We start from the raw sequence: 18517 nt of genomic DNA, 5'->3' as shown, positions 1-18517 counted from the left end.
ACATAAAATATGATATTCGTTGACGCCAACGCACCCCGCCCCCGCCAGGAGGACAGACGCATGGCAGATCCGACGCTGCAATCCGAGGTCGGAGACGGCGACTTCCACGACATCCTTGGCGCCACTCGCGAATTCGTCCGCACGGTCGTGATGCCCCGTGAAGTCGAGATCATGAACGGCAACCGCATCCCCGACGACATCCGTGATCAAGCCATGGCCATGGGTCTGTTCGGATATGCGATCCCGCAGGAGTGGGGCGGCCTCGGGCTCGACATCGTCCAGGACGTCGAGATGGCCATGGAGTTGGGCTACACCACCCTGGCCTTGCGGTCGATGTTCGGCACCAACAACGGCATCGCCGGCCAGGTTCTCGTCGGCTTCGGCACCGACGACCAACGCGCGCGCTGGCTCGGCGACATCGCATCGGGTGCGGTCGTCGCGTCCTTCGCGTTGACCGAACCCGGCGCCGGATCGAATCCGGCGGGCTTGCGCACCAAGGCCGTTCGCGACGGTGACGGCTGGGTGATCAGCGGGCGCAAGCAGTACATCACCAACGCGCCAACGGCGAACCTCTTCATCGTGTTCGCCCGTACTCGGCCCGCCGACTCCGACGGGCCGGGTATCGCGGTGTTCCTGGTGCCTGCCGACGCGCCCGGCGTCGAGGTCGGCGCCAAGGACGCCAAGATGGGCCAGGAGGGTGCCTGGACCTCCGACGTCACCTTCGACGAGGTGCGGGTTGGCGACGACGCCCTGGTGGGCGGTGCGGTCGACGTGGGCTATCGCGCCGCGATGACCTCCCTGGCGCGGGGCCGCATCCACATCGCCGCGCTGTCGGTCGGCGCCGCCCTGCGCGCCCTCGACGAGTCAGTGACCTACGCCGCCACGGCAACTCAGGGCGGGACGCCGATCGGTACGTTCCAACTCGTCCAGGCCATGCTGGCCGACATGCAGGCGGGAACGATGGCCGGACGTGCCCTCGTCCGCGACGCCGCAAGATCGTGGCTCGCCAACGAGGACCGCCGCATCGCGCCGTCGACGGCCAAGCTGTTCTGCACCGAGATGGTCGGCAAGGTGGCCGATCTAGCCGTGCAGGTGCACGGCGGCGCCGGCTACATGCGTGACGTCCCGGTCGAGCGCATCTATCGCGACGTTCGCCTCCTGCGGCTCTACGAGGGCACCAGCGAGATCCAGCGCCTCATCATCGGCGGCGGGCTGGTCAAAGCCGCCCGGACACAGGGGTAGCGCCCGAGGTCAGCCGATGTAGCGGACGATGGACTCCGCCACGGCAGCCGGCTTCGCCGAATCTTCGATCTCCACGGTGATCGTCGTCGTCGCCTGCACGGCACCCTCGAGTTGGTCCACGGCGGTGATTTCGCCTCTCGCTCGGATCTTGGCACCCACCTTGACCGGAGTGATGAATCTCACTTTGTTGTAGCCGTAGTTGACCGCCAGCTTCACGCCCTCGACGCGGTAGAGCTGCGCGGAGAACTGCGGCAGCAGCGACAGCGTGAGCAGCCCGTGGGCGATCGTCGCGCCGAACGGCCCGCTCTTAGCTCGTTCGGGGTCGACGTGAATCCACTGACGGTCGTCGGTGGCCTCGGCGAAGAGGTTGACCCGCTCCTGGTCGATCCGGAGCCACTCGGTGGGTCCGAAGTGGGACCCGCGGGCCGCGGCGAACTCGGCCAAATCCTGGAATACCTTCACGAAACTCTCCTCTCATTGGGGCGATTGCCGGGAAATCCGGACCCCTTTGCCGATGACACTCCACCTGATCTCAGCACATTGGCATACGCGCGCAAATAGTTGCCGAGAATTGAGCAGCAATTGTGCAAATACGGCAATGCCTGGCAATGGCCTGCGCAGACGTCAATATTAGATTTTGCCGTAATACGCAGCTGATTAGCCGACGGTTTTGCCAGCTAGTGATTGCTGCAGTTGCTGGCAGAAAACTTTCGAAACCTAGCTGGGATGGAGTCGTCATGGGACTGATACTTATTTGGAGTTTCCCGTAAAACCCCCTGTCAGCACCCCCGCCCGCGCCGAATTCCTCGACGCCAGACGCTCTACGAATGAGGTCGAAATGCACCCCCAACCGCTTGAATTCGGAATGACGGCCGAGTGCGGACTCACCGACAACATCAGTTGGTGGGACTCCGACGCGGAGGCGACGATCGTGCTGTCGCAGCCGGATACCGATCGAGAGTTGTGGAACGAGTTCCTTCGCGGCGCCGTCGAGAGCTACCGCCGCCACGGCGTCGAGCGCGCCATCGACGTCGCGGCCGTGCGCGACGGCGCCGACACGGCCATGTTCTGGGCGACGCTGGACTCGACGGGCCGCGTCATCGGCGGTCTGCGCGCCAAGGGACCCCTGCTGTCGGCGGACGACTCCCACGCGACGGTCGAATGGGCCGGGCAACCGGGGCTCGCGGCCGTCCGCAAGATGATCGACGACCGCGTTCCCTTCGGCGTGCTGGAGATGAAGACCGCCTGGACCACCGACGACAGAGACAAGGCGCGTGTCATCTCCACGGCGTTGGCTCGCACGCCGTTTCACGCCATGACGCTGATGGACATCCAATTCTGCATGGCGACCTCCGCCCCCCACATCCTGGAGCGGTGGCGCACGTCGGGTGCCGTGGTCGCGCCCATTGCCGCGACGCCGTACCCGGACGAGAGGTACCGTACGAAGATGATGTGGTACGACCGGAGAACCTTCGCCAATCACGCTGCCTCCGATCAGATTCCGAAGATCCTACGCGAGATGAAAACCGTCTCGGCACAGGCCGGGGCCCACGTGGCGGCCCGCGCGGCCAGCCAGTGACGAACGGCTCCGGCGTACCCACGGGCACCGCCCACGTGCTGGATCCCAGTCGGGAGGAGGACGCTCGCCGGCTCGAGGAGTTGCGGGCCGACCCAACGATCGAATTCGTCGACTCGTGGTCCAGCCAGAGCGCCTCGCTCGAGGGGCTGCGTCCGCCGCTGGACACCGAGGTCCTCGCCGAGTCACCCCGCTTCGTCCACTATCCGTGGCGTCGGGCGGTGGTCAAGATCCTGGGTCCGCGGTCGTTCCGCCGGCTCCGGCTCGACCGCAACCGCAACCTGATCACCTCCGAGGAACAAGATCGTCTGGGCAGCTTGGTCGTCGGTGTGATTGGGCTCAGCGCCGGTCACGTCATCGCCCACACGATTGCCATGCAGGGCCTGTGCGGCGAGATGCGGCTCGCGGACTTCGACGACCTCGATCTGTCGAACCTCAACCGCGTACCGGCAACCCTCTTCGACCTCGACGTCAACAAGACCGTCGTCGCGGCGCGCAGGATCGCCGAACTGGACCCCTATCTCGAGGTGCGCACCGCACCCTCGGGGGTCGACGCCGACAACCTCGACGCCTTCCTCGACGGATTGGACGTGGTCGTCGAGGAATGCGACTCGTTGGACCTCAAGGTGAGCATTCGACTCGCGGCGCGCGCCAGGAAGCTTCCCGTTCTGATGGCTACCAGCGACCGCGGGCTCGTCGACGTCGAGCGCTTCGACCTCGAGCCTGACCGGCCCATCTTCCACGGCCTGCTCGGCGACGTCGACCCAGAGACGCTGACGGGGTTGAGCTCTGGCGACAAGGTGCCATATGTCCTGCGCCTCATCGAGGTCAGTGGCCTGTCCGCCCGCGCGGCGGCCTCGCTGCTCGAGGTCGGTCACGCCGTGGCCACCTGGCCGCAGGTCGCCGGGGACGTCACCCTCGGTGCCGGTCCGATCGCCGAAGCCGTTCGCAGAATTGGACTCGGAGAACCACTTTCATCCGGGCGCGTCCGCCTGGATTCGTCGGCCGCCCTCGACCGGCTGGCCACCTCGGCGACGGCCGCGACCGCACCGTTGGACGAAACGGAGCCATCCGCAACCGATTCGGGGCCGACCGAGGACGTGGTGACGGCGGTGCTGACCGCCGCTTCGCGCGCACCGTCGGGTGGCAACGTCCAACCGTGGACGATGCGGCCGACCGAGGACGGCGTCGCCATCGCGCTGGATCCCCGGCGGACCTCGACCATCGACGTCGCGATGCGCGGCAGCGCGGTGGCCGTGGGCGCCGCGGTCTACAACGCCAGGGTGGCCGCGGCCGCGCATGGCGTCGCCAGCGACGTCGACTTCACGACCGCCGACTCCAGAACCCCACTGCTGGCCCGGATTCGGTTCCTCGAAGGCCGCTCCCCCGAGCCGTCGGTGACCTACGACGCGATGTGGCGCCGAGAGACCAACCGCGTCCGTGGCACGGGCGCGCCGTTGCCGGCCCACGTCGTCGAGCAGTTGGTCGTCGGTGCGCACGCGGAGGGCGCCCGCCTGCGGGTCGTCGAGTCGCGCGCCGAGATAGACGAGATCGCCGAGATCTTCGCCGCCGCCGACCGCATTCGGTACCTCACCTCGCGGCTCCACGAAGAGATGGTGTCGGAGTTGAGGTGGCCCGGTGACGCGGACCCAGACACCGGGATCGACGTGTCGAGCCTCGAATTGGGGCCGCGGGGTGACGTGGCACTGGAAATCGTGCGGCGGCCCGACGTGATGGCCGAACTCCTGGACTGGGATGCCGGCGCCGTCCTTGGCGACGACACCGCTGCGGGCTTGCGTGCCAGTTCGGCCGTGGCCGTGGTGCACGTCACCGGAGGCGATCTCGTCGACTACGCCCGGGGCGGTGCGGCGGTGGAGGCCACGTGGATCACGGCTCAGGACCTGGGCCTCGCCGTGCAGCCCATCTCCCCACCGTTCCTCTATGCGACCAACGACGAAGAACTGCAGGAGGTCTCACCGAGGCACACCGACGAACTGGCGGTGTTGCAACGCCGGTTCCGGGACGTGGTGCGGGCCGGCCAGGAGGGCACGGACGAGGCCGATGACTCCCTGGTCCTGGTGCTGCGGCTCTCGATCGCGGGACCCGCGACGGTCCGTAGCCGCCGGCGCTCCATCGATATCGGCGAGGCACCGCTACCCTAATCCAGTGTCTCCCGAAAGTACGCCCCTGAGCCTGGAACGGCTGGTGACGACTGTCGCCGTCCGGCTCATGGCGGCCAACGCGGCGACCTCGCCGCAGGTGTCGGGAGAGGTGCTCGCCGTCCTCGTCGCCTACTTCGACGTCGACTTCAGCTTCCTGCGCTACAACGACCACTCGATTCGTGCGTCGATCCTCATCGCCGAATGGCCGCTGCGTCCGGACGTGCCCGATCCCGACCCGCTCCGGGTCGTCTACTACAAGGACGCCGATCCGGTGTTCGCCCTGGCGGAGAACGTCAAGTCGCCGATGGTCTTCCGCCCCGAGAACCAGGACTATCAAAAGCGCATCGAAGAGGGTCGCAACATCCCGCAGACGTCGATGGCGGCCGCCCCACTGACGTCGGGCGACGTCACGACCGGGGTGTTGGGCTTCGTCAAGATCGGTGACCGCGAATGGACGCCCGCCGAGCTCAACGCGCTGGAGGCCATTGCGTCGCTGTTCGCCCAGGTGCAAGCACGGGTGCAGGCAGAGGAGCGTCTACGCCACCAGGCCGATCACGACGACCTCACCGGGCTGCACAATAGGCGCGCCCTGATCGATCACCTGGAGAGCCGGCTCGCGACCGACGAGCCCGGACCGGTGGCGGCCCTGTACCTGGATCTCGACCGGCTCAAGACGATCAACGACTACCTCGGCCACAACGTCGGCGACTGGTTTCTGCGCGTGATCGCCGAGCGGCTACGACGCGGGGCCGAGGACGCACGGGTGATTGCGCGCCTCGGCGGCGACGAGTTCGTCGTCATCCCGTCCTCACCGATGACGATTCCTGAGGCCGAGCGGCTCGCCACCCGGTTGCTGACCATCGTCGGGGAACGGGTGCCGGTTGACGGCGAGATGTTGACCAGGAGCGTGAGCATCGGTGTCGCGCTTGCTACGCCAGGCCGGGACTCCGCGTCGGATCTGCTGCGGCGGGCCGATCAGGCGGTCCTGGAGGCCAAGGCGGCCGGCGGCAATCAGGTCGCGGTGTTCTCCGACGAGATGTCCCTGCGCACCGACTACCGCAACGACATCGAACTCCACTTGCGGGACGTCATCGAAAACGGTGCGCTGTTCCTGCAGTACCTGCCCGAGGTCGACATGCGCACCGGTGACGTCCTCGCCACCGAGGCGTTGGTGCGGTGGAACCACCCGACGCGCGGCCTGCTGTCCCCCGCGGTGTTCATCTCCGTCGCGGAGTCGATCAACCTGGCCGGCGACCTCGGCCGCTGGGTCTTGCGGACGGCATGTGAGGAATTCGCCCGCTGGCGCGCGCTCGGGGTCGCCGACGGAATCGTGCTGAGGGTCAACGTCTCACCGGTCCAGCTGGTGACCGACGGCTTCGTCGAGACCGTGGCCGCCGTCATGGCCGAGTTCGGCCTCGACCCTGGCTCGGTATGCCTGGAGATCACCGAGAGCGTGGTCGTGCAGGACATGGAGGCGACGAGCGTCACCCTGGCCGGCCTGCGCGACGTCGGCGTCAAGCTCGCCATCGACGACTTCGGCACCGGCTTCAGCGTGCTGTCTCACCTCAAGTCGCTGCCGGTGGACGTGTTGAAGATCGACCGCAGCTTCGTCGCCGAGCTTGGGGAGAATCCCGACGACCTCGCGATCGTGCGTGCCGTGATCGCGCTCGCCGAAGCGTTCGAACTCGAATTGGTCGCCGAGGGCGTGGAGACGGTCGTCGCCGCGAAGACACTGCTACATCACGGGTGTCACCGTGCGCAGGGATTCCTGTTGTCGCGGCCGCTGGCCGGAAGCGACATGGCCGCCCTACTGGCCAAGGGCCGGGTACCGGTTCACTTTTCCGCAACGCCATCCGTCTAGGTGCTGCTGACGAGCATCGTGCAGACCCTCGCGCACCTGGCGGCGCGATCCGGTGCACACCGGGCGTGAGGGCGCTTCGGGTTCGGTGGCCATCAACTCGACACGCCCGAAGCGACTTGCGGTCCTGCCGACGAGGCACACCTGAAAGAGGTCGCCGGGCGCGACGGGGTGCTCTGCGACGACCGGATCCCTGTCGGCGGGGGCGAAGGTGAGCCCCGCCCGGGTGCGCACGGCCAGAGGACCGTCCGGCGTCCTGAGGATCACCCCGGTGATGTCACCCTCCTCGAACACGATCCGGTCGAGCGTGCTGCCGTATTCGACCTCTACGTCGCGGTCGCGCGCCTGAGCCGCCATCCACCCGTGAAGTGCACGTCGATCGCATCCGTCGGCCCACTCGATGGTTCCGATCGACAGCGCCTCGACGGACTCGCCGCTCTCAGAGACCATCGTCGTGGTGCGCCAGTCCCGCATGTTGGTGTACATCAGGCCGAAGGGCGACGCGATGCACTGCGCAGCCCAGCCAGCCAGCTTCGAACCGAAGAACGTCTCCACGGGGCTGTTAAAGGCTTCCTCGCGCGACAGATTGCGGGCGTTGCGCCGCGGGACGCGGCCGTCACCCGCGTCGACCGGCGCGTCCAGCACGCAGTCGGCGACATCGGCGAGGTATTCGGCGGTCTCCGCGTCCGATCCGTCGTGGACCAGCCAGCCGCGCTTGGCGCCGACGAGTTCGCGCAGAGCACCCGAGGGCGAGTCGCCGAGCCGTCGCAGGTCGGGGGGTGCCACCGGGGCCCCAGTCTGTGACACGGCTTCATCGTCTGACAAAGAGGCGGCCACCAAGACCTCCCCGCCCGCATCCACGACGGCGATCGCGTTGGCGAGACCACCCAGGCCCGCGCCGATGACCGCAACGTCGACTTCGATGTCCCACATAGGCGTTACGTACTCCGTGGTAGCTGGTCTACTTGCTGTTGACATGTCGTGTCAGACACGACGCGTGCGTCGTCCGTTCGCGGAGACCCGGTGCAACATTTCAAACCGAAAGTCGCCACGAAGCGTACTTTACATACTTTTAGTTTGAATTGCAGCACCAAGGTGCACTGGAACCGCCACCGCGCGGAGGCGCAAAACCCCACACGCGACCACCCGTGTTGTCAACCGAGGGACACCCGGCGAGTAACCTGTACGACGCCGAGCAGTTCGTCGGGCCTCAAGGGGCGGTTCTCCAGCTGGCCCACAAGGGCCTCGTGGTCCCGAACCGACTCGTCAACCCCGTCGAACTCACCAAGGGACCAGTCGGCACTTGCGATCGGGAATGCAGCCCGGTCGGAAGCGAACGAACTATGATCCCAGTCCAGCGCCACGGCCTGGAAGGATCGACGGAGGAGCTCGAGAAGTATGGTGCGCCAGGCTCGATCCGAGGCGACGCGGAGGAAGATCATCGAGTCGGCGGTCGACCTCATCAACGAGATCGGTTATCCCGCCGCCGGCTTGGGCGACATCATCGAGCGTGCCGAGTTGACCAAGGGCGCGCTGTACTACCACTTCGAGTCGAAGGAAGCCCTCGCGACCGCCATCATCGAGGAGGGTTCGGAGAGCCTCGTCGGCGCGTTCCGCGGGGCGGTTCGATCAGGCTCCCCCGGCATGGAGGACGTCATCCACGGCTCCTTCGTCATGACCGACGTGTTGGGGACCGACACGGTCGCGCGCGCCGGAGCTCGGCTACTGCGCACCTTCGGCAGCTTCAACCCGGCCGCCAAGCGCACGCTGCAACTGTTCGTCGACGAGCTCACCGGCCGACTCAAGGCGGCCACCGTCGACGGCGATCTGCGCGACGGGCTGGATCCGGAGTCGACCGCCGGCCACGTCGTGGCCGCCATGTTGGGGGCGGAGTTGTTGTCCAGCGCCCTGGCCGACGGGGCCGATCTGCGCGCCCGCTTCGCGCGGAACTGGGAGTTGCTGCTTCCCGCCATCATCACCGACGAGTCGTTGGGCTACTACCGCGAGTTCCTGGCCCGTCAAGCGGCGCGACAGCAGCCGCCGTCAGCGTGACGCCCACCCGCCCACGACCGTAGGCGACCGCAATCACGGAGGTTGACAGCAACAGTGGATCTGCTCTGGTCGCCGAACGACATCGCCTTCCGTGACGAGGTGCGTGAATTCCTCGACGAGAAGCTGACCCCGGAGCTGCGCCTTGCCGGGCGCCTGATGACCAGCGTCTACAGCGACCACGAGGCCAGCCTGCAGTGGCAGGCCATCCTGCACGAGCGCGGGTGGGCAGCCCCGGCCTGGCCCGTCGAGTACGGCGGATGCGACTGGAGTCTGACCCAGCACTACGTGTTCAGTCGCGAAGCGACCTTGGCGGGCGCTCCGTCGTTGTCGCCCATGGGACTTCGAATGGTGGCCCACGCCATCGTCGCCTACGGCACCCAAGAGCAAAAGGACTACTTCCTGCCTCGCATCCTGACCGGCGAGGTGTTCTTCTGCCAGGGCTACTCCGAGCCGGAGGCCGGATCCGACCTCGCTGCGCTGTCCATGGCGGCCGTCGACGACGGTGATCACTTCGTGTGCACGGGAAGCAAGATCTGGACGACCCATGCCCGGGAGGCGAATTGGATGTTCGCCCTGGTGCGCACGTCGCGCGGTGCCAAGAAGCAACACGGCATCACGTTCGTCCTCCTGGACATGACCTCACCCGGCGTCGAGATCCGACCGCTGGTGATGACCTCCGGTGAGGAGATCCAGAACCAGGTCTTCTTCGACGCAGTCCGGGTGCCCAAGGCCAACGTCGTCGGCGCGGTCGACGACGGCTGGACCGTTGCCAAGTACCTCCTCGAATTCGAGCGTGGCGGTGGAGCCAGCGCACCCGCCCTGCAGGTGATGGCCGAGGACGTGACGGCCGCGGCGAGCACACAACCGGGTCCCGACGGCGGCCGCCTGGTCGACGATCCGGCGTTCGCCCGGAAGCTGGCCGACGCGCGCATCCGGACCGACGTCCTGGAGATCCTCGAATACCGCGTGCTCTCGGCGCTGGCCGACGGCGGACATCCCGGCCCCGCGTCCTCGATGCTCAAGATCCTCACCACGGAACTCAGCCAGACGTTCACCGAGTTGGCGATGGAGGCCGCCGGCCCGCGCGGCCGCGCCTATCAGCCGCACGCCACCCGGCCCGGCGGGCCCGTCTCGCAGTACGAGCCACCGCCGGACGGTTACGTCAGCGGGGAGCCCTGGCAGGCCGTGGCCCCGCTGCGCTACCTCAACGACCGGGCGGGTTCGATCTACGCAGGCAGCAACGAGATTCAGCGCAACATCCTCGCCAAGGCAGCGCTGGGATTGTGATGGATCTCCGACACTCCGACGAGCGGGAGATGCTGCGCTCCGGACTCGACAAGTTCCTGGCGTCCCGATACGAACTCGAGCGCAGCCGCGCCGCCACCAAGACGGGCACCGGATGGCAGCCCGACGTCTGGCGCGCGTTCGCCGAGGACCTCGGAATCCTTGGAGCCGCGCTTCCGGAACGGGTCGGGGGCAGCGGCGGCGGACCGCTCGAGATCATGGTCATCGCCGAGTCGCTCGGTCGGGCGCTGGTCGTCGAGCCCTACGTCGACACCGCCGTCGTCGCGGCCGGCTTGCTGCTTCGCGCCGGCGGCGCCGCGGCCACCGAGGTCGTCGAGCAGATCATCGCGGGCACGGCCGTCGTCGCGCTGGCGGCCGCGGAGGAGCAGGCCGGTGACCGATGGCAGGACGTCACCACCACCGCACGCCGGGACGAAGGTGGCTGGGTGCTCCGTGGCCAGAAGACCATGGCGATCGGGGCGCCCATCGCCACGCATCTCCTCGTCACGGCCCACACCGGCGACGGGGTCTCGCTGTTCCTCGTCGACCTCGGGGACGTCGAACGGGGCCTCGAGATGCATGCCATGCGCACCGTCGACGACCGCCGCGCGGCCGACCTGGAGCTGACCGATCTGCGCCTGCCGCATAACGCGCTGCTGGGCGAACAGGGCCAGGCGTGGCCGTCGCTGGCGCAGGCCCGCGACGAGGGCGCGGCGGCCGTCTGCGCCGAGGCGGTCGGCGCGATGCGGCGCGTGGTGGCCGACACCGTCGCCTACGCCAAGCAACGCCACCAGTTCGGGCAGCCGATCGCCGGGTTCCAGGCGTTGCAGCATCGCATGGTCGACATGTACATGGAACTCGAACAGTCCGCTGCGGCTGTGCATCTCGCGATGCTCAACCTCGACGCCGATCCCCCGGCGCGGGCGCGCGCGGTGTCGGCCGCCAAGGCGACGATCGGCAGGGCGGCCAGGTTCGTCGGGCAGAACGCCGTCCAACTGCACGGCGGGATGGGCATGACCGAGGAGCTCGCAATCGGGCACTACTTCAAACGGCTCACCGCGGTGCAGTACGAGTACGGGACGACCGACCACCACGTGACCCGTTACGCACGACTCACCACGACGTGACGGCGCGGGGGTGGTTCCTCTTCGCGGCGATGAGCGTGATCTGGGGTGTCCCGTACCTGCTGATCAAGATCACGGTCGAGGGCGTCTCGGCGCCCGTCCTGGTCTTCGCGCGCACCGTCATCGGCGCAGCGGTGTTGGTGCCGCTGGCGTTGTCGCGGGCCGCCTGGGCGCCGGTTCTCCGGTGCTGGAAACCGGTGCTGGTCTTCGCCTTCTTCGAGATCGTCGCCGCCTGGCTGATGCTGTCCGACGCCGAACGTCACATCACCAGCTCGCTGACGGGCCTGTTGATCGCGGCCTCCCCCATCATCGCCGCACTGCTCGACCGGCTGACCGGCGGCGAACGCAGGCTGGGCGTCACGCGCATCACCGGGCTGGGGGTGGGACTGGCCGGCGTGGCGGTGCTGGCCGGACCGGAGATCACCGGGGGCAGCGCGTGGCCCGTCGCAGAAGTCCTGCTGGTGGCCACGTGTTACGCGATCGCCCCGCTCGTCGCGGGCCGCCACCTCGCCGACGTTCCCGCTCTCCCGATGACCGCGGCCTGCCTCGGTGTCGCCGCCGTCGTCTACGCGGGACCCGCGGTCGCGACGTGGCCCACGGCGATGCCGTCGGCGCGCGTGCTGGTGGCGGTGGCGACCCTGGCGGTCGTCTGCACCGCGGTGGCGTTCATCGTCTTCTTCGCCCTCATCCGAGAGGTGGGCCCCACCCGGGCGCTGGTGTTCACCTACGTCAATCCCGCCGTGGCGCTGGCGGCGGGGGTGGTCGTGCTGAGCGAACCGCTCACCCCGTGGAACGTGGCGGGCTTGGCGTTGATCCTCGGCGGTTCGGTGTTGGCCACCAGGCGATCCGGTCCGGCGCCTGCCGCGCCAGGGTGAGCAGTCAGCCGTCGGCGGGCTTGCCGAGCAATCCCTCGCGCAGCAGAGTGTCGGTCGCGTTCTGCCACCGCTGAAGCTGCTCGGGTGAGGTGAAGGGCTCGGGGAGGTGGCGGTCCACGTGGGCGCGCAGGCTGATCGCGCCGACGGCGAGCACCAGGGCATTGATGGTCGCCCAGGTCAGGTCGACGTCGGGCCGGGTCTCACCGCGCTCGGCCCGCAGCTCCCACCGGGCCATGCCGACCTCCATGAGGGCGTCGAACAGCGTTGCCCCCAGCGGGCTTCCGTCGACCATCGCCCGGCTTACGTAGGCGGCGACGTCGGGATGCTCGGCGATGATTCCACTGACCCTGGAGCCGATGTCGGTGATCGAGTCGGCCGGGGGGTCGGGAATGGGTGCCGACAACTGCCCGATCAACAGTGCCAGCACGTAGTCGTCGACCGCCTTGATGAGGCTCGACTTGGTCGCGTAGTGGTGCTGCACCATCCCCAGCGAGACGCCGGCCGAGGCCGCCACGGCCCGCAGAGACGTCGCCGCGGTTCCGTACTTGGCGAAGTTCGCCAACGCAGCATGACGGATGCGATCCGCGCTGGTCACGGTGGCCTCGTCGACCGGGGAGGGCTCCGAGGCGGTGGTCACTGGGCAACGCTATCAATGCGCCTGTATCGTCAGAAACCAATACATACGTATTGTCACGAGTGGGTAACCGCTTCCCAGGAGAGACGGAGGGCACCCCATGCAGGCACCTGGCCGACCCGTCGCTGCAGTAGCGCTGCGCGAACGAGGCGCCACGACGACCACGTCCGATGCCGGGCGGCTCGGCTACCCCTGCGCAGAGGACCCCGACCGTTGGACCACCTCCCCCGACGACGGCGCCAAGGCTCTGTGCCGCGCCTGTCCCCGACGCTGGCTGTGCGCGCAAGAGGCGTGCCGCACCCCCGGCGCGGAAGGCTTGTGGGCCGGGGTGCTCATCCCCGGCGAGGGCCGCGGCCGCCGTTTCGCGCTCAAGCAACTCGGATCGCTGGCCGACCGGCACGGCTTCCCCGTCCGCACCGTCCAGTAGGGCGACCGCCGCGCAGCTATCCTCCTCACTCGATGACGGCTCCGCGGATCGACCTCGTCCACGAACTGGTGTCGGCCGCGGCCGTCCAGGTACCCGACCGGCCGGCGATCATCGGTCCCGACGGCACCACGACGACCTTCGCCGAATTCGACGCCCAGATCCAATCGGTGGCCACCTGGGTCGGCGAACGCACCCGGAGGGGTGACCGGGTTGCCGTCGTCGCCGACAACGGCACGTCCTACGCGCTGCTGTACTACGGCGTTCCGCGCGCCGGTCGCGTGCTGGCCATGGTCAACCAACGACTCGGCCCGGGTGAGCGCGCCGCCCAACTGGCAGCCGCCCGACCCACGGTCGTCCTCGGTGACGGCCGCTTCCTCGACGGACTGGCGAAGACGCCGTCGGTGACCGAGGTGGTGGCGTTCGAAGACCCTCGCTGGCGCCGGGCAGTCACGCAGCCGAGCCGACGCGCGGAGCCCGTCGACCCCGACGATCCCGCCTGGTTGCTGTTCACCAGCGGGTCGACCGGACCACCCAAGGGCGTGCTCCACACGCACCGGTCGCTCACCACGGCGGCACGCGGCACCGTCGCGGGTCGGTCGGTGCGCCCGGGCGGTGTGTACCTCCTGCCGTTTCCGATGTGCCATGTGGCCGGATACAACATGCTGGTCCATCACCTCGCCGGAGCCACGGTGATGCCCGTCGCCGCCTTCCGCGCCGAGGAGTTCGCCGCTGCGGTCCGCGCACATCACGTGACGTCGTGCTCGCTGGCTCCCACGATGCTGCACTCACTGCTGGCACACCTGGAGGCCACGGGGACCGAGCTGCCGACCCTGCGCGACGTGTCCTACGGATCGGCCGCGATTCCCGCCGATCTCCTGCGGCGCGCGCTGGCCCGGCTCGACGTGAACTTCCACCAGGGGTACGGGATGAGCGAAACTGGCGGCAACGTCACGTTTCTCGGGCCCGCCGACCACCGGGCCGGAGCCGGCGCCAATCCGTCCCTGCTGGCCACCGCGGGACGACCACACGACGAGGTCGAGGTGCGCATCTCCGGTGACGGTCCCATCGGCGAGATCCTCGTCCGCGGCGCGCAGGTGGCCGCCGGCTACTGGCCGGGGCCCGAACCCGTCACCGTCGACGGCTGGCTGCACACCGGCGACGTTGGACGCCTCGACCCCGAGGGCCGACTGGTGGTCGTGGACCGCATCAAGGACGTCGTGATCACCGGTGGCGAGAACGTGTCCTCCCGGGAGGTCGAAGACGTCCTGTCCGGACATCCCGACGTCGACCAGGTCGCGGTGGTGGGCGTCGCGGACGACTACTGGGGTGAGGCCATCTGCGCGGTCGTGGTGCCACGGGCGGGCAGTGCGCCGACCCCCGACGACCTCGTGGCCCACGTCCGCGGCCATCTCACCGCCTTCAAGCGACCGCGGCACGTCCTGTTCGTCGACTCACTTCCGTCCACTCCCAACGGGAAGGTGGCCAAGAACGCCGTGCGCGCCCAGGCGCGCCGCGTGCTTGGCGGCCAGGCTCCATGACCGCCCTCACCCGGCCGTCACGACCGGAAACACCTCGTAGGTCCCGCTGAAGCCCTTGAATTCGACCACCTCGGCCGCGGTGACGTCGATGCCGTCGACCGCCTCGACGGCGTCCCGCACCACGTCGCTGACCAGGATTTCGCCGCCGTCGGCGTGCCCGGCGATCCTGGCGGCCATCGCGACGTTCAAGCCGAACAGGTCGTCACCCCGTCGCACTGACTCCCCCATGTGAATTCCCATGCGCACCTTGATGTTCTGCCAGCGTTCGGGACGGGCGGCGAGCTCGCGCTGCACGCCGATGCAGCAGCGCACGGCACGGCCGGGGTCGGCGAAGGCCAGCATGAAACCGTCGCCCTGATTCTTGACGACGTGCCCACCATGCTCGTCGACCAGGTCACGGACGAGTCGCTCGTGGCGCTGCAGCAGTGCGACCCAGTCCCGGTCCCCCAGCGCTTCGTTGCGTTCGGTGGACCCCTCGATGTCGGAGAACACCACGACGACGTCTCCATTGGCCGTCAACCGCGCCAGATCGGGCCGCTCCACGCTGGCCCACCCCGCGAGGTCCTCGATCGAGTTGCGCACCACCGCTCCGATTCCCTTGGCGCGCAACATCTCTGCGGTCCGCCATGTCGTGCGGATGGCCAATGGTGCGAGACCTCGGCGTCTGCGGCGAATCCTCGGCGTGGCGCGTTGGGCACGCTTTAGGCGGCGACGGGCGTCGGCGAGCCGACGCGAGGTGACGAGCAACAGGATGGACAGGGTGACGACGGCGGCGACGGCGACCCCGAGCAGCGTCGACAGGACGAGTTGCGTCACCGCGCGATGGTAGCCGCGAAGCCTCCCGGCCGGATCGGCGTGGGGTCTCCTACTGAATACTGGCCACCGTGACGGCACATAGTGGGGACGACCGGTGCTGATCGGTCTGGCAGCGGCGCTCGTCGCATGCTTCGGCTACGGAACCGCGTCGGTGTTGCAGGCCTACGGCGCGCGCAGCGCCGCGGCGAAGGACGCCGCACGTGGCACGGTCGGTTCGACGACGGCCAGTGGCGCGCCGTCTCTTGGCGCGACGATCCGGGCGGCGTTGACCCCGGCGTTCCTGGCCGGGATGGTCCTCGACGGGTGCGGATTCCTCGGCAGCGTCGTATCGGCCCGGCTGATCCCACTGTTCCTGTCGCAGACGATCATGAGTGCCAATCTCGTCGTGACGGCCGTGCTAGGCGTCGTCGTGCTGAAAGTCCCTCTGCGATGGCGTGATTGGGTGGCCATCGCCACGGTGGTGGTGTCGCTGTGCGTGCTGGGCTTCACCTCCGGCCACATCGGCGAGGACGATCCAGGCACCGCCGTGCACTGGGGCGTTCTCGCGTTCTCGGTCGTGATGGTCGTCCTCGGACTCGTTCTCATCCACGTGCTCGGTGCTCGCGGGGCCGTCGCCGCCGGGCTGGTCGCGGGTGTCCTGTTCGGCGCCATGGCCGTCGCGGTGCGGGTGGTCAACGGGGTCGACCCGTTCCATCTCGCGCTGATCCTCCGCGATCCCGCCGCCTGGGCGGTGGCGGTGGCCGGTGTCGGCGGCTTCTACCTGTTCACCGTGGCGTTGCAGATCGGATCGGTCACCGGCGCCTCGGCCGCGCTGGTCGCGGGTGAGACCGTGGTACCCGGCATCGTCGGAGTGTGGCTGCTGGGTGACACCTCGGCACCCGGTCTGGGCTGGCTGGTGGTCGTCGCATTCGTGGGCGCCGTCGGCGGCGCGATCGCGGTGGCGCTGTTCGGCGCGGCCGAGAGCGGTGAGGCGGCCGAGCCGGCCCCCGAGCGTTCCTGAGCGCTCTCGCTCAGGCGCCGGCGGACGCCAGCTCGCGACGCGCCCGGCGCTCGACGAAGAGCGGGATGAAGTCGCGGACGGGGCGGCCGTCGAATTCGGCGTGGTTGTGCGCGACGACCGTGGCGACCGTCTCGGGGGCGACATCCGGGTAGCTCGACACGAGTCGATCCACCAGCTGCTCGATGACGGTCCGTTCGTTCTCACTCACGCCAAGATGTTGGCACCGCGTCCAATACCTGGTCAACCTCTGTTAAAACGTTTCACATCACAGTGACGGGAACCACCGGGCCTAGGCTGGTCGGATGCCGCTGCTGCTGGGTCCCGTCCTGCGCCACGTCGGAGAGACGAGCGCCACCGTCTGGGTGCAGACGGACTCACCGGGCGTGGTCGAGGTGCTGGGATGCTCGGCGCCCACGTTCGAGGTGCAGGGCTGTCACTACGGCGTGGTGCTCGTCGACGGCCTGCAGGCGGGGTCGGTCACCGAGTACCAGGTGCACGTCGACGGTCGGCAGATGTGGCCCGAACCGGATGCCACCTTCCCGCCAAGCGTGATCAGGACGCGGGGACACGACCAGCAGGACCGGCTGCAGATCATCTTCGGATCGTGTCGCTATCCGAAGACGGGTGTCGAGAAACTCGACGACAAGCTGGGCCTCGACGCTCTGGACGTCTACGCGGCGAGGCTTCCGACGACGCCGGTCGACCAGTGGCCCGACGCCCTCGTCCTGTTGGGCGACCAGGTGTACGCCGATGAGCTCACCCCCGAGGCTCGCCGCCACCTGGCCGGCCGGCGAACCAACGGCCGGCGACCGCCCGACGAGGTGGTCAGCTTCACCGAATACGAAGGCCTCTACCGGCACACCTGGGGAGACCCGGAGATCCGCTGGATCCTGTCCACCGTTCCGACGGCGATGATCTTCGACGACCACGACATCAGGGACGACTGGAACACCTCTGGCGCGTGGCGCAGGGAGGTCAACGCCAAGCCGTGGTGGCGGGACCGGATCCGCGCGGGCCTCGCCTCCTACTGGGTCTATCAACATCTCGGCAATCTGAGCCCCACCGAGCTGCGCGACGACGAGGACTACCAGAAGGTGCTCGCCGCCGAAGGCGACGTTTGGCCGCTCCTGGTCGACCTCGCCGACCGGGCCGACGCCGAGGTCGACGACGACAAGGGTCTGCGCTTCAGCTACCGGTGGGACATGGGCCGCAGCCGGCTGGTCATGGTCGACTCGCGCAATGCCCGCATCCTGGACTCCGGTGATCGGAAGATGTTGGGCAACAGGGAGTTCGCCTGGCTCGAGCACCAGGTGACCGATCGGCTCGACGACGTGGACCACCTCATCGTCGGCTCGTCGCTGCCGTGGCTGCTGCCACCGGCGATCGGGGACATGCAAATGGTCAACGAGCGCGCCGCCAACCGGCCCGGCCGGCGCGGCAAGTTCGCCGAAACCGTGCGCCAGGCAGCGGACTTCGAACACTGGGCGGCATTCGTGCAGTCCTTCCTGGATCTGAGCCGGCTCATCGTCGACGTGGCCTCTCGCGACGCCGACGCACCGGCCACGGTGTCGGTGATCTCCGGCGACGTACACCACAGTTACGTCGCGCGCGCCGACATCCCGTCCGCCCGGTCGAACGTGCACCAGCTGGTGTGCTCGCCGGTGCACAACTACGTGCCGTGGTTCGTCAAGCCGGTCTTCAAACTGGGCTGGTCTCGGCGGCTTGGCCGGGTCACCCGGCGCTGGGCGCAGCGCAACGGCTGCCCCGCACTGCCCTTCGCGTGGAGCGACGTCGACGGCCCCCTGTTCGGGAACACCCTGGCGACACTTCGGACTTCAGGCCGGGACGCGGAGGCGGTCTTCGAACAACCTCGCGACGCGACGAGCCTCGACGAGGTCGCGCGGGTACCGCTCACCAGGTGAGCGACGA

At 68.4% G+C, this 18517-nt stretch carries 17 protein-coding genes; 12 read left to right on the top strand and 5 right to left on the bottom strand.

All coding sequences use genetic code 11. The features are described 5' to 3' along the window. Positions 1-60: 60 nt before the first annotated feature. A complete protein-coding gene (locus H7K45_RS30290; RefSeq protein WP_263999898.1) occupies positions 61-1242 on the top strand; it encodes an acyl-CoA dehydrogenase family protein in 1182 nt (393 codons plus the stop codon). A 9-nt stretch (positions 1243-1251) separates the two neighbouring features. On the opposite strand, the gene H7K45_RS30285 is transcribed toward H7K45_RS30290, so the two are convergent. Then, positions 1252-1704, bottom strand: coding sequence for a MaoC family dehydratase (locus H7K45_RS30285; RefSeq protein ID WP_263999896.1), 453 nt, complete (start codon positions 1702-1704; stop codon positions 1252-1254). A gap of 403 nt (positions 1705-2107) precedes the next feature. Between H7K45_RS30285 and H7K45_RS30280 the strand changes: the two genes are divergently transcribed. The 3 genes from H7K45_RS30280 (at position 2108) to H7K45_RS30270 (ending at position 6841) form a co-directional block, all read left to right on the top strand. Next, entirely contained in the window at positions 2108-2821 is a 714-nt protein-coding gene (locus tag H7K45_RS30280) for a hypothetical protein (RefSeq protein ID WP_263999895.1), read from the top strand. Further along, the gene (locus tag H7K45_RS30275) at positions 2818-4980 is read left to right on the top strand and encodes an Rv1355c family protein (RefSeq protein WP_263999894.1); all 2163 of its coding nucleotides are present in this window, start codon (positions 2818-2820) and stop codon (positions 4978-4980) included. Before H7K45_RS30280 ends, H7K45_RS30275 begins: the two co-directional genes overlap by 4 nt. Before the next feature lie 67 nt (positions 4981-5047). Next, the gene (locus H7K45_RS30270; protein WP_264000075.1) at positions 5048-6841 is read left to right on the top strand and encodes a bifunctional diguanylate cyclase/phosphodiesterase; all 1794 of its coding nucleotides are present in this window, start codon (positions 5048-5050) and stop codon (positions 6839-6841) included. Here H7K45_RS30270 and H7K45_RS30265 read toward each other — a convergent pair. Then, positions 6788-7771 carry an FAD-binding protein gene (locus H7K45_RS30265; RefSeq protein WP_263999892.1) on the bottom strand — a complete coding sequence of 328 codons (984 nt, stop codon included), beginning with the start codon at positions 7769-7771 and terminating at the stop codon, positions 6788-6790. The genes H7K45_RS30270 and H7K45_RS30265 overlap by 54 nt on opposite strands. Positions 7772-8236: 465 nt before the next feature. Here H7K45_RS30265 and H7K45_RS30260 point away from each other — a divergent pair, with 465 nt between their 5' ends. The 4 genes from H7K45_RS30260 to H7K45_RS30245 are packed head-to-tail and all read left to right on the top strand — an operon-like array spanning position 8237 to position 12173. After that, positions 8237-8890, top strand: coding sequence for a ScbR family autoregulator-binding transcription factor (locus H7K45_RS30260; RefSeq protein WP_263999891.1), 654 nt, complete (start codon positions 8237-8239; stop codon positions 8888-8890). 54 nt (positions 8891-8944) lie between these two features. Continuing rightward, positions 8945-10177, top strand: a complete 1233-nt coding sequence (locus H7K45_RS30255) for an acyl-CoA dehydrogenase family protein (RefSeq protein ID WP_263999890.1) — start codon at positions 8945-8947, stop codon at positions 10175-10177. Next, positions 10177-11301 (top strand): acyl-CoA dehydrogenase family protein, encoded by a 1125-nt coding sequence (locus tag H7K45_RS30250; RefSeq protein ID WP_263999889.1) that lies wholly within the window; start codon positions 10177-10179, stop codon positions 11299-11301. The genes H7K45_RS30255 and H7K45_RS30250 overlap by 1 nt, the downstream gene beginning before the upstream one ends. After that, positions 11298-12173, top strand: coding sequence for a DMT family transporter (locus H7K45_RS30245; protein WP_263999888.1), 876 nt, complete (start codon positions 11298-11300; stop codon positions 12171-12173). Before H7K45_RS30250 ends, H7K45_RS30245 begins: the two co-directional genes overlap by 4 nt. A gap of 4 nt (positions 12174-12177) precedes the next feature. Here H7K45_RS30245 and H7K45_RS30240 read toward each other — a convergent pair whose 3' ends face one another. Beyond that, complete coding sequence (locus tag H7K45_RS30240) at positions 12178-12810, bottom strand: TetR/AcrR family transcriptional regulator (RefSeq protein ID WP_263999887.1); 633 nt, start codon at positions 12808-12810, stop codon at positions 12178-12180. Between the two features lie 97 nt (positions 12811-12907). Here H7K45_RS30240 and H7K45_RS30235 point away from each other — a divergent pair, with 97 nt between their 5' ends. Both H7K45_RS30235 and H7K45_RS30230 read left to right on the top strand, forming a co-directional pair. Beyond that, complete coding sequence (locus H7K45_RS30235; protein WP_263999886.1) at positions 12908-13234, top strand: WhiB family transcriptional regulator; 327 nt, start codon at positions 12908-12910, stop codon at positions 13232-13234. Positions 13235-13266: 32 nt separating this feature from the next. After that, entirely contained in the window at positions 13267-14772 is a 1506-nt protein-coding gene (locus tag H7K45_RS30230; RefSeq protein ID WP_263999885.1) for an AMP-binding protein, read from the top strand. A 6-nt stretch (positions 14773-14778) separates the two neighbouring features. Here H7K45_RS30230 and H7K45_RS30225 read toward each other — a convergent pair whose 3' ends face one another. Continuing rightward, entirely contained in the window at positions 14779-15588 is an 810-nt protein-coding gene (locus H7K45_RS30225; RefSeq protein ID WP_263999884.1) for an adenylate/guanylate cyclase domain-containing protein, read from the bottom strand. 94 nt (positions 15589-15682) lie between these two features. Here H7K45_RS30225 and H7K45_RS30220 point away from each other — a divergent pair, with 94 nt between their 5' ends. Beyond that, positions 15683-16588 carry a hypothetical protein gene (locus H7K45_RS30220; RefSeq protein WP_263999883.1) on the top strand — a complete coding sequence of 302 codons (906 nt, stop codon included), beginning with the start codon at positions 15683-15685 and terminating at the stop codon, positions 16586-16588. 10 nt (positions 16589-16598) lie between these two features. Here H7K45_RS30220 and H7K45_RS30215 read toward each other — a convergent pair whose 3' ends face one another. After that, positions 16599-16796: a three-helix bundle dimerization domain-containing protein gene (locus H7K45_RS30215; protein WP_263999882.1), complete on the bottom strand. Its 198-nt coding sequence runs from the start codon at positions 16794-16796 to the stop codon at positions 16599-16601. Between the two features lie 94 nt (positions 16797-16890). On the opposite strand from H7K45_RS30215, the gene H7K45_RS30210 reads away from it, so the two are divergent. Further along, positions 16891-18510 (top strand): alkaline phosphatase D family protein, encoded by a 1620-nt coding sequence (locus tag H7K45_RS30210; RefSeq protein WP_263999881.1) that lies wholly within the window; start codon positions 16891-16893, stop codon positions 18508-18510. Positions 18511-18517: the final 7 nt, after the last annotated feature.

Origin of the sequence: Mycobacterium yunnanensis (assembly GCF_025823185.1) — a bacterium.
GTDB lineage: Bacteria > Actinomycetota > Actinomycetes > Mycobacteriales > Mycobacteriaceae > Mycobacterium > Mycobacterium yunnanensis.
The sequence above is the reverse complement of the archived record's forward strand: the minus strand, read 5'-3'. Positions and strand labels throughout refer to the sequence as shown.

Bases quoted from the DNA above. Each gene is read 5' to 3' on its own strand.
- H7K45_RS30250 (WP_263999889.1), top strand. From the start codon at position 10,177: ATGGATCTCCGACACTCCGACGAGCGGGAGATGCTGCGCTCCGGACTC.
- H7K45_RS30290 (WP_263999898.1), top strand. From the start codon at position 61: ATGGCAGATCCGACGCTGCAATCCGAGGTCGGAGACGGCGACTTCCAC.
- H7K45_RS30210 (WP_263999881.1), top strand. From the start codon at position 16,891: ATGCCGCTGCTGCTGGGTCCCGTCCTGCGCCACGTCGGAGAGACGAGC.
- H7K45_RS30235 (WP_263999886.1), top strand. From the start codon at position 12,908: ATGCAGGCACCTGGCCGACCCGTCGCTGCAGTAGCGCTGCGCGAACGA.
- H7K45_RS30260 (WP_263999891.1), top strand. From the start codon at position 8,237: ATGGTGCGCCAGGCTCGATCCGAGGCGACGCGGAGGAAGATCATCGAG.
- H7K45_RS30265 (WP_263999892.1), bottom strand. From the start codon at position 7,771: ATGTGGGACATCGAAGTCGACGTTGCGGTCATCGGCGCGGGCCTGGGT.
- H7K45_RS30230 (WP_263999885.1), top strand. From the start codon at position 13,267: ATGACGGCTCCGCGGATCGACCTCGTCCACGAACTGGTGTCGGCCGCG.
- H7K45_RS30280 (WP_263999895.1), top strand. From the start codon at position 2,108: ATGACGGCCGAGTGCGGACTCACCGACAACATCAGTTGGTGGGACTCC.
- H7K45_RS30270 (WP_264000075.1), top strand. From the start codon at position 5,048: ATGGCGGCCAACGCGGCGACCTCGCCGCAGGTGTCGGGAGAGGTGCTC.